The sequence below is a fragment of the bacterium genome, from assembly GCA_028820935.1.
GTDB lineage: Bacteria > Actinomycetota > Acidimicrobiia > Spongiisociales > Spongiisociaceae > Spongiisocius.
On record JAPPHZ010000009.1, the window covers coordinates 227,442 to 242,922 of the forward strand.

A 15,481-nucleotide genomic window follows, 5' to 3' on the forward strand; every position below is an offset into this window, starting at 1 on the left:
CCCGGCAGCACGGTGACAGGCGTGAGGCGCTGGTCTCTGTTCCTGATAGTGGCCGTGCTTGTCGGCACCTCCTGCGGCGAGAAACAACCCCGGGATGATCTCGACTACCTGGTCTGGGAAGTCTGCCGTCAGGTGAGGATCGAGGGGATGACGGCCGATGAGGTGAGCGGGATCCTGATAGACGCGACTCGCCACGGCGCGGTCATGGACCGGATCGAGGTGGAGTGCGGAGCCGAGATCGCCGCCGTGTACCGCGACAGCGGGTAGGGCGGATACCGGCTAGACCGGGTGCGGAGCGGTTGCCAGCCGGCTCCTGATCCAGTCCAGATCGGCGTTGTGCTCGGCGATGCCGCCCGGGGTTTCGATGAGGGTGGGCGCATCCGCTTGGCGGACGATCTCCTCCAGCAGCTCTCCCGGGATGTATCCCTTGCCCAGGTTGGCGTGGCGGTCCCGCCGGGAGTCGAACCCGTCGCGCGAGTCGTTCAGGTGGACCAGGTCGATGCGGCCGGTGGCGTCGAGCACCCGGTCGACCACCCCTTCCAGAGGCTCTCCCCCGGCCCAGACATGGCAGGTATCCAGGCAGAACCCCGGTCCGAGGTCGCCGATCACCTCCCACAGCCGGGCCAGGTCATCGATACGCCGGGCCTGGGCGTTGTCGCCCGAGGCCGTATTCTCGATGAGAATGGGAAGGTCGGTCTCGAGGCTCTCCAGAGCCTTGCGCCAGCGCGGGAACCCGTCCTCGACAGCATCGCCACCGGTCACATGCCCGCCGTGCACTACGACGCCGGCCGCACCGATCTGCTCGGCGGCATCGACGATGTTGGCGAGGGTCTTGCGGCTCGGGATGCGGATCCGGTTGTTGGGGCTGGCCAGGTTGAGCCGGTAAGGGGCATGGACGTAGATGTCCACCGGCGAGTCCTTCAGTTCCTGAGCGTCAGGCCGCGGCGGGGGCTTCTTCCACGATTGCGGCGGGCCGAGGAATACCTGTACCAGGTCCACGCCCCTTGCCACGGCCTCGTTGACCGGATCCTCTCCGGGCACGTGGGCACCGACGGCGATCATGCGTCCCCATCGTCGGAAGGCACGTCGGCAACCGGATCGCCGGTCACGTCCGGAGGCGACGGGTCGGGTCCGACCTCTTCGGGCGGAGGGCGGGTGCCGATTGCTCCAACCTCCCGCAGCCGGTCTACGACGCTCTGGGGATGCCGTTTCCAGTCCGGAGCGTTCACGGAGAGTGTGGAGGGCTCCATCCATCTGGCGCCCCAGGGGTTGGATCCGATCCGGCTCGGGTCCGCCAGGCGGATCAGCAAGGCCGGGACGTCTCCGTAGCCGTCCGACACCGTCGTCGCCGACACGCTGTCCACCTCGCTCCATGGGACGGTGACCGTCCGCCGGAAGGGTCCTCTCACCGCCAGCCCCAGGCCGTCCCGGTCGGCCCGGAGGACCGGTCTCCGGCTGACGAGCCGGACCGACGTCCATACGACCAGCAGTACACCCACGATCAGGAACATCGCCGCCCATCCCATGTCACGCGTTTCGAGCCCGGGAAGGTCGTCCTCGTTCGGGTAGATCAGACCGAGCAGCGTGCTGGTGGGCAACCATCCGAACAGCAGACCGCCGCCATGAAGGATCAGGAGCGCCCCGACCAGCCCGAGGGACCACCTCCCGCCCAGCCTCCTCCTTACCGCCAGAACCGCGTGCCAGCCCGGTTCGGTCTCAAAGGGGGCCGCGGGAGCTTCGGACATGGACACCCGGTCAGGTTACCGGTTCCGGATGTGCAGATGAATGAGCGACCATCGGGACGGCCCCGGCGGCTCGGTGCGGAGCCGAGTTTTGGCGACCTGCCGAATCCTCGGGATTCTTCGGACTTGAGGAGTTCACATTTGACGCCCTGCACCCGAGGTTGCAGCCGACTGGGAACTTCTAGTGGTCTGTCTGTGTAATGGCGGTGTGGTATGGCGTCGGCAGCGGTGTTCCTCGCAAGGCCCGCTGACGAAGGCGTACCCGCAGGGTACGTTGAGGAAGCGGAACGCAGCGACGGGGCGCCGATGGCCGCCAGAGCACCCGGTTGTTTCGCAGACAGACCACTAGGTCTTAACCTGCCCCCAGGGCACTGTTGGTGAGATCGAAGCTGCTCACGCCTTGGGGATCGGTCGAGTAGCCGGTGTACGTGATCCGTCCGTAGAAGCCGGCATCCAGAGCCTCCTCGAATACCGCCGGCGTCACCGACCGACCTTCCAGCAGGAACCGGTCCCTACCGGTGTAGCTGATGACCCTCGGCGTGGGATGGCCTACCACTATCTGATTGCGCTGGGTGTCGGCGACATGGATCACCGCGCCCGCGCTGGACGCGCCATTGGACTCCGGCTTCACCCAGAAGTGCCGGATGGAGGCGGGCGCCAGGTCCGAGCCGGCCAGCCGGGCCGTTATGCGTTCGGCGGCCGCATCCGAGCTGCTCCACAGGTAGCGCAGAACCGCGATACCTCTCTGATCGGTCGGCCTGGCTACCCGGGTGCTCCCTATGCCGTCCATATCGTCGGACGTGAAGTCGATCCGGGCGTCGGGTACGGGGCTGCCGTACTGATCGGTGAGTAGAGCCCTGATCAGGTTGGTGGGACCGGGCGCCGACGCAGGCAGCACATGGTACGGCACCGTCTGTGCCAACCGGAGGGTGCTCGTCCGCGGCGCCGCGTCGGACCATGTAAACCAGACGTCCCTGGATTCGACGGCATCGTGTGTGACCACGCCTGGCGTGGTCCGGTCCTGGACATCGAGAAAGCCGGCGTCCACGTCCAGGTCCATCCTGACGGTGTCGCCGACCCGTGCCGAGCTGGGATCCATACCGGTGAACGACAGCTCCACCCTCCCCTTGTCATCCGTCAGATAAGTCCTGACCACCTTCCGTTGCCTGATCCCGTTGATCTCAAGGGTGGTACTCACCTGAACACGTACCCCCTGGTCCTCCACTGCCTGGACATGCTCATCCACCAACCGGACAGTGACCTCAATGGTCTCGCCCATCGGAGCCACGATGGCGGTAGGGGGTAGATCGTCCAGGACGTCGACCGCCACTGCATGCTTCCACACCGAAATCCGAACCATGTCGGTCGGCACACCACCGAGTGCGAACGTGTTCCCGACCGAGCCGGTCCAAGCCCAGAGCATCATGTGATCGGTGGGCTGGAGCACAGCCAACAGGTTCCCCCGATCGTCGAGCTGCTGATCGAGCTGGTCGATCCTGCACACCAACTCACCGAACACCGCCTCCATGTTGTTGACGCAGAGGCCGTCGCTGTCGAAGGAGGCCAAAGGCCTCGACAGGGGCGTAGTGAACATGTCCACGTAGCCACGGGCAACCGGCCGGCGATTGCTGTCCCGCACCGACACGTGCACGATCAGGGTGTCGCCCGAGGACACCCGATCGGCCGCGGCGTGCATGGTCACGCCGGCAGGGCGGGCATTGGTGTGGGCCAGCATCCGGGCGATGAAGATAGCCATCTGCGCTCGCGTCACGATCGATGAAGGCGAGTAGGTGGTCGCCGAAGTACCGGACGTCACCCCCATTTCGAACAGCACTCGTATGGCGTTGTTCACGTTGCCGCTGAGACCGCCGATGTCCGAGAACGTGGTGTCGTCCGGGCTGACGCTGGCGGCACGAACCCCACCTGGCCCGACGGCCGACTGCAGGAGGAACCGATGAAGGAGCAGCGCCATCTGGCTCCGGTTCACCAGGGAATTGGGCGAGAAGGTGGTAGGCGAGCTACCCCGTGTGATGCCCAGGCTCGCCAGCTGGTTGATCGCATCCTGAGCCGCTGGCCGGAGACCCCCGATGTCCACGAAACCTTGATCGATTGGTGGGCTCAGGTCGACCCCGGCGAGGGGGGCCGCACGGACGAGGAACAACGCCATCTGCCATCGGGTGACGGGCGATTCCGGCATAAAGATGTTCGGCGCGGTCCCGGCCGTGATGCCGTAGTGGGCCAGGCAGTTTATGGAAGGCTCAGCGACCAGGCCGAGCGTGTCGAGGAACCCGGCCGACTTGGTGGCGGCTCCGGTACAGGCTGTCGCGGCGGGCAGGTGATCGGCGACGCCGTCGGTTGCCCGGGCAGGAACTGGACCGAAGGCACTCGCCGAGGCGATCAGCGCTGCCGCGAGTAGCGCCGCAATGGTGCGCCGGCCGCGCCCCGTCACCCTTCCTCCCGCTACCTCGACCCGCAACTCCAACCTTCCATCCTCAAGAATCCGTACGTGAGCATGCTCTCCTCGACCTGGTGCACGGCCGGCGAGATTGCTCGGTCGGGTAAGGCTAGCCCGCTCCGGGCGCTCTCAACGAGACAGTCTTGGGAACACCGGATTCCCCGGCCGGAGCAGCGACTCGGCTCAGGCGCGACACCCGCCCAGCCGGTGACGTAGGCGCTCGCGATGCTGCGGTTGAGGTGCCATGGTGTGCGTCCGTCGGGGAGGGGACTACGAAGAGTCAGGGCAAGGAGCATCTCCGAGAGGAAGCAGGCATGAGTAGCCGGCCACGCCCTTGGCCTTGGGTTCCCAGCGCCGGTCATGGGCCAACCGGATGTTTTTCGGTACGCTCCTAGGGTACGAGCCACCCCACCGGGAGGAGAGCCGCCTTGCCCTCGCCGCTACGCGCCGGGCTGCAACAGATCCTGAGGACGAAGGCGCTGAGCCGGCGCGATGAGGAGATGCAGCTGGCGTGCGGGGCCATGTCGAGAGACTTCATCGACGGTAAGGAGGCCTTCGCCGCGTGGCAGGACCTCAAGGTCGCATGCGATGCCATCGTCGAGGCCGTCGGCGCCGCCGGTATCGAGTTCGGTGCCGCCGGCGGTCCGACTCTGGGCGCCGACGCGCTGGCGGTGGGCATCGCCGCGGTGAGCAACAAGCGGTGGTTCATAGTCCGTAAGCAGCAGAAGGGGCGAGGAACCCGGCGGCGCATCGAGGGAATGCAGATCAGCCGCGGAGACAGGGTACTGCTTGTCGAAGACGTGGTCACGACCGGCGGGTCCATCCTCGACGCCCTCGGCGCGGTCCGCCGGACGGGCGCCGAGGTGGTGGCGGCGGTAACGCTGGCGGACCGGGGCAACACGGCCACAGAGGCCTTCGCCGATCTCGGCGTCCCGTACTTCCCCATGGCCACCTATGCCGACCTGGGGATCGACCCGGTCGTCCCGCCCTCCGATGGCCAAGGCGCCATCAGCTGAATGACCAGGTGAGGCGACCCGGACTCTCCGCCATGCACGATGATCTGACTTCGGCCATAGACGGTCTATTCCCCACGCTGAGGAGCGACCTGGAGGAACTCGTCCGGGTCGACTCCATAAGCGCTCCCGGATTCGATCCCGGCCGCGTTCGCCACGGCGCCGAGGTATCAGCCGTCCAGCTGGAGCGGGCAGGACTGGAGGGCACGAGGATCCTCGAACTGGACGGCTCCCACCCGGCCGTCTTCGCCGAGATCGGTCCTCCTGGTCCCGACGCACCCACCGTCCTGCTCTACGCCCACTACGACGTTCAACCCCCGGGGCCCTCGGAACTGTGGAGGACTCCGCCCTTCGAACCGACCGAGTCCCGCGGCCGCCTGTACGGCCGGGGCACGGCCGATGACAAGGTCGGCATCGTGATCCACACCGGAGCGATCCAGGCACACGGGGGCCGGCCGCCCGTCGGCGTGAAGGTATTCCTCGAAGGCGAGGAGGAGATCGGTTCCGTCCACCTGGACGGGTTCCTGGAGCGATACCGGGACCTGCTGGCCGCCGATGTCATCGTTGTGGCAGACGCCGCCAACTGGTCGGTCGGGGTGCCCGCGCTGACCACCTCCCTGCGGGGATTGATCGATTGCACCATCGCGGTCCGCACCCTGGAGGCGGGGGTCCATTCCGGAATGTGGGGAGGAGTGTTCCCCGACGCTCTCTCCGCACTGGTGCGGGCGCTGGCTTCCCTCCATGACGAGCGCGGGAACGTGGCGGTACCCGGCCTGGTGCGCGGGCAGCGCCCGCTCATCGATGCCGATGAGGACGAGGCCCGCCGGGATGCCGGGGTGCTGGCAGGGGTGGAGACCATCGGGGTGGGATCGATCACGGAACGCCTGTGGGCCGGCCCGGCCCTATCGGTACTCTCGATCGACGCTCCTCCGGTGGCGGGCTCCATCAACCAGCTGGTGCCGGAGGCCCGGGCCAAGGTATCGGTCCGGCTGGCGCCCGGGGACAATCCCGACCGGGCGATGGACTCCCTGGTACGCCATCTGGAGAAGGCGGTTCCGTGGGGCGCCGCCGTCGAGGTGGAGCGGGGCGCGTCCGCCCATCCCTTCTCGCTGGATACCTCCGGCCCCGCCTACGACGCCTTCCAGGCCGGCTTCCGCCACGCGTACGGACGCGAAGCCGTCTACACGGGCATCGGCGGCTCCATCCCGTTCGTGCAGGCCTTCTCCGACGCGTTCCCGTGGGCCGATCTGGTGCTGACCGGAGCCGGCGACCCCACCAGTTACATCCACGGCCCCAACGAAAGCCTCGACCTGGGCGAGTTGCGCCGGAGCGCCGTCGCCGAGGCGGTGGCCTTGCGGGCCTTGGCCGGCTGAGCCGCCGGGCGGCGCGCCGGTCAGACCCCGGTGCCGAACGCCAACTGGCGCCAAGCCTCGAACAGGACGATGGCGACCGCATTGGAGAGGTTGAGGCTCCTGCGATCCGGCAGCATCGGGATCCGGAGGGTCTCGGTCACCCCCTCGTGGCCCAGGATGCGCCCGCTCAGCCCGACGCTCTCCGGACCGAACAGCAAGCCGTCCCCCACGCGATAGGCCACGTCGGAGTACCGCTTCCGGCCGCCTCCCGACATGGCGAACAGTCGTACCGGTCCGGCCGCGTCCAGGTATGCTTCGAAGTCGGCGTGTTCCATGACGTTCGCGTACTCGTGGTAATCGAGCCCGGCCCGCCTCAGTCGGGTGTCATCCATGGAGAACCCCAGCGGGTGGACCAGATGCAGGTCGGCGCCGGTGTTGGCGCACAGACGGATGATGTTGCCCGTGTTGGGCGGTATCTCGGGCCGGTAGAGGACTACCTGGAACATGCCCGGTGTCCTGGCCTCAAGAGAACGCGAAAATCGCGCCGAGCGGGCTTCGCCCGCCGGGCCCTCCCCCACCACCACCTGTCCTGGTTCGGAGCGTGGTCGACCATGCCCGGCCGGCTGCCGGGTGCGGCGGTTCGCTCCGTGAACCCTATGTTCCCTCCGGGCTGGCCGGACCGATCGGTAATGGCATCATCGGCCGGTGTAGGTGCTTGGCGATACTCAACATATGGTGGGGGTGTGACAGATTCGACCCCTCCCCTCCGATCGGTGGATCGTTCATCGCCAGCCACAACCGGTCGGGCCTAGAAGAGGCGCAGGTGATTGGACGGTGCGCCTCTCAGTTGCTCGTAGTCCACTTCCACGCAGGAGATGCCTCGTGCCGCCGCCAGCACCTTGGCCTGCGGGGCGATGATCGTGGCAGCGAGCACTCCCCGGAGCGGATGCAGGCGCGAGTCGTTGCCGAGGCGGTCCAGGTACCGGGTCAGCTGCTCCACCCCGTCCATCTCGCCCTTCCGCTTGATCTCGACCGCCACCGTGTCGCCGTCCGCCGCCCGGCACAGCAGATCGACCGGGCCGATGTCGGTGGGGTACTCCCGTCGAACCACCACCAGCCCCTCCTCCAGTAACTCCGGCTTGGCGGCCAGCAACTCCTGGAGATGAGCCTCTACACCGTCCTTCTCCAACCCCGGATCCTGACCCAGATCGAAATGGTGGTCGGACACGACCTCCTCGATCCGGATGGTCAACTCCTCCCCTTTAGGGTTGGTGACCAGCCAGCGAGCCTCCTCCTCGACCAGCGTGTTGGGAGCGTTCATCCAGTTCAGAGGCTTGTAGGCCCCTCCATCGGCGTGGATGGCCACGCACCCGTCCGCCTTGACCATGATCAAGCGGATAGCGGAGGGAAGGTGGGCGGTGAGGCGGCCGCGGTAGTCGACCGAGCAGCGCGCGATGACCAAGCGCATCGTGACGGGAGGATAACCGCGAGCCGCTCGCCCGCGTAACGGACCCATGGCCGATCCTCGCCACCGAGCGGGCGCCGCAACGGTCGGACCGGGGTGGAGACCCCACTATTCGTGTAACAACCCGAGGTTGGTAGGGTCGAAGTCAGGCCATTCCCCGCATGCAGGACGTGGCATCGAGCACATTCGAGGGTGATCCCCCATAGACCTGACGTGCGCCGGAGTCGGGAGTGGGGAATAATCACCGGGACGGCGAATGGTTGGGCTTCCGGCATCCCGGCCCGCACATGCCCCTTCCGAAAGGACTTCCGAATGAACAGTACGGCGGCTCGCGCCGAAGGAGTCACGAAGGTGTACGGGTGGGGCGACACCCGCGTCACGGCGCTCGACGACATATCCGTGGCGTTCGCCCGAGGCGAGTTCACCGCGGTGATGGGACCGTCCGGGTCGGGCAAGTCGACGCTCATGCACTGCATGGCCGGCCTCGACTCGGTGACGGAGGGCTCTGTGTTCATCGGGGACCAGGACCTGTCGACGCTGAGCGACCGGCAGCTCACGAAGCTCCGCCGGGAGCGGATCGGCTTCATCTTTCAGGCCTACAACCTGGTCCCCACCCTGTCCGCCAGCGAGAACATCACCCTTCCCCTCGACCTGGCCGGCACGAAAGTCGACCAGTCCTGGTTCGATTCGGTCGTGGAAACCCTCGGTGTGGCGGACCGGCTCAAGCACCGCCCGTCCGAGCTGTCGGGCGGCCAGCAGCAGCGGGTGGCGGCAGCCCGAGCCATGGTCTCCCGGCCGGAACTGATCTTCGCCGATGAGCCGAGCGGCAACCTCGACTCCAGGGCCAGCGCCGATCTGCTCGCCTTCCTCCGGTCGGCGGTCAAGGAGCATGCCCAGACAATCGTGATGGTCACCCACGATGCCAACGCCGCCGGCTACGCGGACCGGATCGTGTTCCTGGCCGACGGAAGGGTGGTGGACTCGATGGAGGATCCCAACCCCGAGCGGATCCTCGACCGCCTCAAGAGCCTCGAATACTGATGCTGCGGGTCTCTCTGAAGGGCGTTTGGGCACACAAGGTACGCCTCGTCCTAACCGCTCTGGCCATCATCTTGGGGGTCGGCCTGATCAGCGGGGTCTACGTTTTCACCGACACGATCGGGAAGGCCTTCGACGGCATCTTCACCGACGCTTATTCGGGGATCGACATCGCGATCGGAACCGAGTCTGACTTCTCCTTCGGCGAGGGAACCTACCTTGACGAGGCCGATTTCGCCCTGGTCGAAGATGTCGACGGGGTGGACCAGGCCATCCCCTTCCTCCAAGGCTTGGGCGTGACCGTTCTGGACGCGGAGGGTGAGGTTTTGAGCAGCGGTGCGGGGCCGCCCACTTTCGTGTCCAGCCTGTCGGATCCCCAGGGGAGTACCTACCGCGACACCGGTGGCTTCACGATCGCCGCCGGTGCCTACCCGGTCGGGAGCGGACAGGTGGCATTGGACCGCGGTCTCGCCGATCAGGGCGGATTCGAGGTCGGGGATCGGGTGACGGTGATCTCCGATCTGGAAGGTCGTCTTGATCTCGAACTGGTGGGCATCGCCGTGTTCGGCGAGGACAACAGCTTGGGCGGCACCAAATGGGTGTTCTTCGATCTTCCGACCGTCCAGTCCGTCCTGCAGCGCCCCGGCATGCTGTCGGGAGGGGTGGTGCAGGTCACTCCGGGGGCCCCGATAGACCAGGTGATCGCCGGCATCCAGGCGGTGTTGCCGGACCACGCTACGGTCGTATCGGGCCAGGATGCCGCGGAAGAGGAGGCCGCCGAGATCCAGGCCGCTCTCTCCTTCTTCACCATCTTCCTCTCGGTGTTCGGATGGGTGGCCCTGTTCGTGGGCTCCTTCCTCATCTACAACACCTTCCGGATCGTGGTGAGCCAGCGCACCAGGGAACTGGCGTTGTTGCGGGCTCTGGGCGCCGGCACGCGCCAGATCCGGGGGATCGTCCTGCTAGAGGCGGTGACCATCGGCCTGATCGGTGCCATCCTCGGGGTGGGCTTCGGCATCATGCTCGCCTTCGGCCTCCAGCTGATACTGCCGGCCGCCGGGATCGAGCTGCCCACGGCCTCGCTGTCCATCAAACCGCGCACGGTGATCGTCGGCCTGGCGGCCGGAACAGTGATCACATTCGTCTCCGCCCTGATCCCGGCCCGGCGGGCCTCCAAGGTCTCGGTGATGGCCGCCCTCAGAGAGGATGCCACCGGTCCGGCCCGGGCCGGGTTCCTCCGCCGCGCCCTGGTGGGAGTGGTGATTCTGGTGCTGGGCCTGGCCGGCCTCTTCTTCGGGCTGTTCGGGGATACCGGCTCGGGGCCGAGCCCGATCGTCTACGTAGGAGTAGGGGTCGGGGTGATCTTCCTGGCGGTATTCGTGCTCAGCCCCCTGGTGGCGGGGCCCGTAACCAACCTGCTCGGAAGCGTCCTGGAGCGGTTCACGGGCACGTCCGGCCGGCTCGCCCGGCGGAACGCCATGCGTAGCCCGAGGCGGACAGCCGCCACCGCGGCTGCGGTGACGATCAGCATCACGCTGGTCGCGCTCGCGTCCACCCTCACCGGCTCCATCCGCGGGACGCTCGACGAGGTGCTGGCCGAGAATGTGGAGGCTGACGTGATCGTCCTGCCGGCCGGCCAGTTCGGTGACCCGTCCGCCGCCTTCGCCCCCGAGATCGCGGAACGCTTGGAGGGTATGGACCTCGTGGCGGATCTCACCCGGATCTGGATCGAGTGGGGGCTGGTCACCATCGAGACGCCTACGGGGTCTCTTACCGACGAGATCCTGATCACTGGGGCAGAGACGAACCTGGCCGACTTCATCCCGCCTGACGGGTTTCAGGGCTCGCTCGACCCCGGACCGGGAGAGGTCGTCGTCGAGGCTGCGATCGCCGACGACTACGACGTCGCGTTGGGCGACTCCCTGGTCATCGAGTTCGAGCAGTCCGGCGAGCTCCCATTCACCCTGGTGGGCATCGCGGAAGGGCCCGCCTGGGCCGGGATAGTCGCCGTCCCCGCAGCTGACCTGATATCGGCCACCGGGCGGGACCAGCACTCCCAGGTCTATGCGCAGGCGGTGGAGGGCGCTACCCCGGACGAACTGAAGGCCGCCGTCGAGCCGTTGCTGGCCGACTTCCCGAATGTGGCGGTCCAGACGTTCGAGGATCTGCAGAGCGAGGCCGAGGCCCAACTGAACGGGTTGCTCAACTTCATACTGGCCCTGCTGGCCCTGGCCGTGGTCATCGGGATGCTGGGGGTGACCAACACAATGGCCCTGGCGGTGTTCGAGCGGACCCGCGAGATAGGTCTCCTGCGGGCGGTGGGCCTCGACCGGCGGACCACCCGACGGATGGTCCGGGCCGAAGCGTCGATCGTCTCGGTGTTCGGGGCCCTGATGGGGATCGGCCTGGGCATCTTCTTCGGCTGGGCGCTGATAAAGGCCCTGGAGGACCTGGGGTTCGCGGTCTTTGTCATCCCGTGGCTTCCGTCTTCGGCATCGGTAGCCGGCGTGCTGGGAAGCTTGGTCTTCTGGCTGCTCGCCACCGGAATACTAGGGATCCTGTTCGCGGTCTATCCGGCGTGGAGGGCAGCCCGGCTCAAGGTCATCGAGGCCATCGCCCACCTCTGAGCGCGACATCGGCGGGACGCTGCTCTCGCGTCGCTCTGGTTGGGTAGCCGGAGGATGCAGGCGATCAGGCCGGTTCGACCGGCGTGAGCGTGAAGGAGATCCGGTCGTAGTAGAGGCGGGTTAGGCCCTCGAAACCCGAGTCGGTGCCCACGATCAGCCAGGCGCGGCCTGCCTCGTCCGCCTCCACCACAACCGGACCGTCCATGCTGTCGAGGGTCTTACGGCGGAACTCCTCGCCCGCGATGTCGGGATGCCCCACGACGCCGAGCACCGCCATCTGCTTACCGCCTCGGGACTGGTTGCCCTTGTCGATATCCATCCGGAGGTGGCCGGTGCGGTCGGGTGCCGGAAGGGGCTCGGTGGTGGAGGCACCCGCCTTGACGTACACGCTCTGGCCGGGGGAACCACCTATCCCGATCGAGTCCAGCGGGGCGTTGGTGGCCAGGTCGATGGTCGCGGACACGGTGTAGGAAGCCCCCGAGACGAGGCCTTCCACCTGTCGCTTCAGGTACATGAACAGGTCGTCGCTGCGGTTGTGGCCCTGGAGATAGATGCCCGAGCCGTCCAGGCCGTCGGGAAGGGCGCGGTGTCCGCTGTCGAGTTCATAGATCGACTGGTCGTAGTCCTCCGGCAGGTCGGCGAAGCCGACCACCCAGCCATCGGCGTCGGTCTCGAACGAGAAGTCGAACTCGACCGGGGCCGAGCCGGGCCCGGGACTCTCGTCGCTGCCGTCGGGCGCCTCGCCGTCGGGTGCCTCCGGCTCGGTGGCCTCGGGCTCGGTGGTTGTTGGTTCGGGTGTTTCCGGTTCGGTCACGGTTGGCTCGGGTGCTTCGGGCTCGGGGATGGTTGGCTCGGGTGCTTCCGGTTCGGGGATGGTCGGCTCGGGCACATCCGGAATGCTGGGAGCGTCGCTGGGTGCGCAGCCCGCGATGGCGACTGCCACAAGCACGGTCATCAGCCGCGGCCACCGTTTCAGCCGCTCAGACAGGGACCCTCGCATCACCGACACCACAGGAACTGCAACCGTACCGGTGGGCGAGTCCTCGGCGACTGGGACGCGGGTCTACGGCAGCTTCGCGGCGCGCCCCTTCAGACGGGTCGCCAGCCAGATGACGCACAGCATCCCGACTGCGGCCCACTCAGCCCGGTCTGCGATGCGGACCGCCTCTCCGACGTCGTCGGGGTCGGGCCGAGGTCCGTCCCCCAGCAAGGGGCGATTTTCCTCGGTGTCTCCGTAGCGCAGAGGCCCTCCGAGCTGGCGACCCAGCGCAGCCGCCAACGCCGCCTCGGCCACCCCCGCATTGGGGGACGGATGGGCCGGCGCGTCGCGGCGGACCGCGGCGATGATTTCCCGGGCCCGGTGGAGGCACAGCACCACAACCAGTCCCGCGAAGATCCGGGCTGGAACGTAGTTGGCGACATCGTCGAGGCGGGCCGCGGCCCAGCCGAAGTTGCCGTACCGGTCGTCACGTCGGCCGACCATGGCGTCCATGGTGTTGACCGCCCGGTAGGCGGCCGCGCCGGGCGCACCGGCCACTGCGGCCCAGAACGCAGGGGCGATCACCGCGTCCACGCTGTTCTCGGCCAGCGACTCGATGACCGCCGCGGCGATCCCCGAAGCGTCCAGCTCCGACGGATCACGCCCCACCAGCGACGGCAGCTCTGCCCGGGCCGCGGCCAGATCCCCCGACCCGGCCAACTCGCCGATGCGGCTCGCCACCCGGCGCAGCTCCCGACCTGCCGACACAGCCCAGGTGACCACGGCAGTAGAGCCAGTCGTGAGGCCGGCGGCCGCTCCCATCGCCGCGCCGGTCAGCGCATAGGCCGCTCCGTTCAACCGGCGATCGGCCCACAGCACATGCTCAGCCCGCTCCATGGTGCGCCCGAAGCCAGCCACCGGGTGGACATCGGCCGGGGGCTCGCCGACGAGCCGGTCCAGCAACAGCCCGCCGGCCGCAGCCAGGCAACGCTGCCCAAGCCGGATCAACGGACCGCCCACCACACAGCCGGGAGCGCACCCGACAACACGCTCAGGCCCCCGGCTCGGCCCCGGCCCACACGGCCCGGTACACGGCCTGCGCGATCCTTGAACCCCACCGCGACCTCGGACCGGCGAAACGCTCCGGCGCCCCCTCGCCGGGCCACGCGACGGTGATCGCGTCGGTGGCCGTGCCGGTACCCGGCACACCGCGGGCCGCCAACGCCTGGACCTTGGCCTCGGTGGCCGTGATCGTCGCGTTCACCGCCGCGCCCGGATCGAGCGCCACCGGCACCTGCACCACGAGGTTGATCGTGCCCGGCTCCGCCGGCACAGCCCCTGCGGACGGGTCGGCAGCCCAGGTCGGATGGCTGATCCCGACCGTAGCGTCCACGGCCACACCCTCGAACCCGCATCGCTGCCGCCGCCCTAAGTCGACCGCGGTGAACATCGCAACGCCCGAGCCCTGCATGCCGAGCCCGGCCGCGACCTCCCGGGCATGCTCCGACAGGTCCGTGCGGTCGTAGTCGGACGGTACGCCGATGTTGAGCACCCATTCGATCTCGCCCAGGCCACCGCCCACGGGCGCCGACGACAACACCGCCGTCGGGGCGTCCCACCGCCACACCAGCACACCGCGATGATCGGAGGCCGCGGGAATCAGATGCGGATCGACCGGGACGCTCAAGAGCCGGAGTCGCCGTTGCTCAAGCGGTCCAATGCCCGCGCCAGCCGGTCCAGACCCGGGCTGTCGGGCACAGCCACCCGAACGTGGCCGCGCATGCCGAAGCCGGCGCAGTCGCGCACGACGATCCCCTCGGGAGCCAGGCGCTCACGGAGGCCCGGAGCCCGCACCAGCACCCACGGCGCGTCGGCCGCGACCACATCCCAGCCCCGGCGAGCGAACACGTCGGCCAGCGCGGCGCGGGCCGAAGCGACCTCCCGGGCCCATCGCGGCAAGTCGGCCGACTCCAGCAACTCCGCCAGCACGGCCACGCCCAGGGAACCCACCGCCCACTCCGGCACATGGCGGGCGAAGCGCTCCACATCGTCGGCGATCACATACCCGAGGCGCAGACCGGGGCAGGCGAACAGCTTCGTCAACGAACCGACAACCACGCCGTCGCGCCCCGCCGACCAGCGTCCTGCGGCCAGCGGATAGAAGGCCTCGTCCCAGACGTCGGCCGTCTCGCTGGCTGCGGCCAGCACGCCGCTCGGGTTGTGGGGGTCGCTGCGCCACACAGGGCCGTCGGCACCCCTCGGGTGCAGGCCGAACTCCGGCTCGGAGCGCACCCGGCCGCCGATCTCGCCAGCCACGGCCGCTACCGCCGCCGCGCCGCCGTTGGTCAGCACCAGCCGCTCGGGTTGAACCCCTATCGCATCGGCCAGAAGACGGGTAGCGGCCGAGGGATCGGGGTATCTGCGCAGGGCATCGAGGTGCCGGCGGGCGACCGCGGCCACCTCGGGCGCGAACGGGTTGAGGTTCTGCGACAGGTCGAGGATCGACCCCGGATCGACACCCAGCGCCTCAGCCACACGAGGACCGTCGCCACCGTGCGGACCCGGCGGCGGGACCGAGCGCGACCCGTCCCAGGCTCGACGAGCCGGGACGGCGGGCCCCGCCCGGTCGGACAGCCGTGCCGGTGCTGCATCCACGGGCGCCGATCGTACTGCCACCGAGTCGGCTGCTCCGTTGGAACGAACCGGGGCCGCCCAGAGGCCGAGCGGGCAGGCGGCACCAGTACCGGGCTTCGCGGAGACGCTGAGCGAGGCCGTGGCCCGAGCGGCCCGTGAGCGCAGCGAACAAGAGC

14 protein-coding genes are annotated in these 15,481 nt (G+C 68.3%); 5 read left to right on the forward strand and 9 right to left on the reverse strand.

From position 1 onward, the window contains the following. Positions 1-21: 21 nt before the first annotated feature. Positions 22-267, forward strand: coding sequence for a hypothetical protein (locus OXM57_01855; protein ID MDE0351427.1), 246 nt, complete (start codon positions 22-24; stop codon positions 265-267). Between the two features lie 12 nt (positions 268-279). Here the strand turns inward: OXM57_01855 and OXM57_01860 are convergent, their stop codons facing one another. From OXM57_01860 to OXM57_01870, 3 genes are all read right to left on the reverse strand, one after another. Next, the gene (locus OXM57_01860; GenBank protein MDE0351428.1) at positions 280-1,059 is read right to left on the reverse strand and encodes a deoxyribonuclease IV; all 780 of its coding nucleotides are present in this window, start codon (positions 1,057-1,059) and stop codon (positions 280-282) included. Further along, positions 1,059-1,745 carry a hypothetical protein gene (locus tag OXM57_01865; GenBank protein MDE0351429.1) on the reverse strand — a complete coding sequence of 229 codons (687 nt, stop codon included), beginning with the start codon at positions 1,743-1,745 and terminating at the stop codon, positions 1,059-1,061. The genes OXM57_01860 and OXM57_01865 overlap by 1 nt, the downstream gene beginning before the upstream one ends. A gap of 349 nt (positions 1,746-2,094) precedes the next feature. Continuing rightward, positions 2,095-4,224, reverse strand: coding sequence for an S-layer homology domain-containing protein (locus OXM57_01870; protein ID MDE0351430.1), 2,130 nt, complete (start codon positions 4,222-4,224; stop codon positions 2,095-2,097). A gap of 401 nt (positions 4,225-4,625) precedes the next feature. On the opposite strand from OXM57_01870, the gene OXM57_01875 reads away from it, so the two are divergent. Continuing rightward, positions 4,626-5,213, forward strand: a complete 588-nt coding sequence (locus tag OXM57_01875; GenBank protein MDE0351431.1) for a phosphoribosyltransferase family protein — start codon at positions 4,626-4,628, stop codon at positions 5,211-5,213. 32 nt (positions 5,214-5,245) lie between these two features. Continuing rightward, positions 5,246-6,583: a dipeptidase gene (locus OXM57_01880; GenBank protein MDE0351432.1), complete on the forward strand. Its 1,338-nt coding sequence runs from the start codon at positions 5,246-5,248 to the stop codon at positions 6,581-6,583. Positions 6,584-6,603: 20 nt separating this feature from the next. Here the strand turns inward: OXM57_01880 and OXM57_01885 are convergent, their stop codons facing one another. Both OXM57_01885 and nucS read right to left on the reverse strand, forming a co-directional pair. Next, entirely contained in the window at positions 6,604-7,068 is a 465-nt protein-coding gene (locus tag OXM57_01885; protein ID MDE0351433.1) for a tRNA (cytidine(34)-2'-O)-methyltransferase, read from the reverse strand. Positions 7,069-7,370: 302 nt separating this feature from the next. Further along, the gene (gene nucS / locus OXM57_01890) at positions 7,371-8,030 is read right to left on the reverse strand and encodes an endonuclease NucS (protein ID MDE0351434.1); all 660 of its coding nucleotides are present in this window, start codon (positions 8,028-8,030) and stop codon (positions 7,371-7,373) included. A gap of 309 nt (positions 8,031-8,339) precedes the next feature. Between nucS and OXM57_01895 the strand changes: the two genes are divergently transcribed. Together OXM57_01895 and OXM57_01900 are read left to right on the forward strand one after the other, a co-directional pair. Continuing rightward, positions 8,340-9,068 carry an ABC transporter ATP-binding protein gene (locus OXM57_01895; protein MDE0351435.1) on the forward strand — a complete coding sequence of 243 codons (729 nt, stop codon included), beginning with the start codon at positions 8,340-8,342 and terminating at the stop codon, positions 9,066-9,068. Continuing rightward, positions 9,068-11,692: an ABC transporter permease gene (locus tag OXM57_01900; protein MDE0351436.1), complete on the forward strand. Its 2,625-nt coding sequence runs from the start codon at positions 9,068-9,070 to the stop codon at positions 11,690-11,692. The genes OXM57_01895 and OXM57_01900 overlap by 1 nt, the downstream gene beginning before the upstream one ends. Positions 11,693-11,756: 64 nt before the next feature. Here the strand turns inward: OXM57_01900 and OXM57_01905 are convergent, their stop codons facing one another. The 4 genes from OXM57_01905 to OXM57_01920 form a co-directional block, all read right to left on the reverse strand. After that, the gene (locus tag OXM57_01905; GenBank protein ID MDE0351437.1) at positions 11,757-12,647 is read right to left on the reverse strand and encodes a hypothetical protein; all 891 of its coding nucleotides are present in this window, start codon (positions 12,645-12,647) and stop codon (positions 11,757-11,759) included. Positions 12,648-12,755: 108 nt separating this feature from the next. Next, positions 12,756-13,679, reverse strand: coding sequence for an adenosylcobinamide-phosphate synthase CbiB (gene cbiB, locus OXM57_01910; protein ID MDE0351438.1), 924 nt, complete (start codon positions 13,677-13,679; stop codon positions 12,756-12,758). Positions 13,680-13,722: 43 nt separating this feature from the next. Continuing rightward, a complete protein-coding gene (locus OXM57_01915) occupies positions 13,723-14,358 on the reverse strand; it encodes an adenosylcobinamide amidohydrolase (protein ID MDE0351439.1) in 636 nt (211 codons plus the stop codon). Next, positions 14,355-15,481, reverse strand: a 1,127-nt coding sequence (locus OXM57_01920) for an aminotransferase class I/II-fold pyridoxal phosphate-dependent enzyme (protein ID MDE0351440.1), incomplete at its 5' end; no start/stop codon positions are given. The genes OXM57_01915 and OXM57_01920, both read right to left, overlap by 4 nt.

Coding starts and splice junctions, on each gene's coding strand:
- OXM57_01865 (MDE0351429.1), bottom strand. CDS start 1,745: ATGTCCGAAGCTCCCGCGGCCCCCTTTGAGACCGAACCGGGCTGGCAC.
- OXM57_01880 (MDE0351432.1), top strand. CDS start 5,246: ATGCACGATGATCTGACTTCGGCCATAGACGGTCTATTCCCCACGCTG.
- OXM57_01885 (MDE0351433.1), bottom strand. CDS start 7,068: ATGTTCCAGGTAGTCCTCTACCGGCCCGAGATACCGCCCAACACGGGC.
- nucS (MDE0351434.1), bottom strand. CDS start 8,030: ATGCGCTTGGTCATCGCGCGCTGCTCGGTCGACTACCGCGGCCGCCTC.
- OXM57_01895 (MDE0351435.1), top strand. CDS start 8,340: ATGAACAGTACGGCGGCTCGCGCCGAAGGAGTCACGAAGGTGTACGGG.
- OXM57_01900 (MDE0351436.1), top strand. CDS start 9,068: ATGCTGCGGGTCTCTCTGAAGGGCGTTTGGGCACACAAGGTACGCCTC.
- OXM57_01905 (MDE0351437.1), bottom strand. CDS start 12,647: ATGACCGTGCTTGTGGCAGTCGCCATCGCGGGCTGCGCACCCAGCGAC.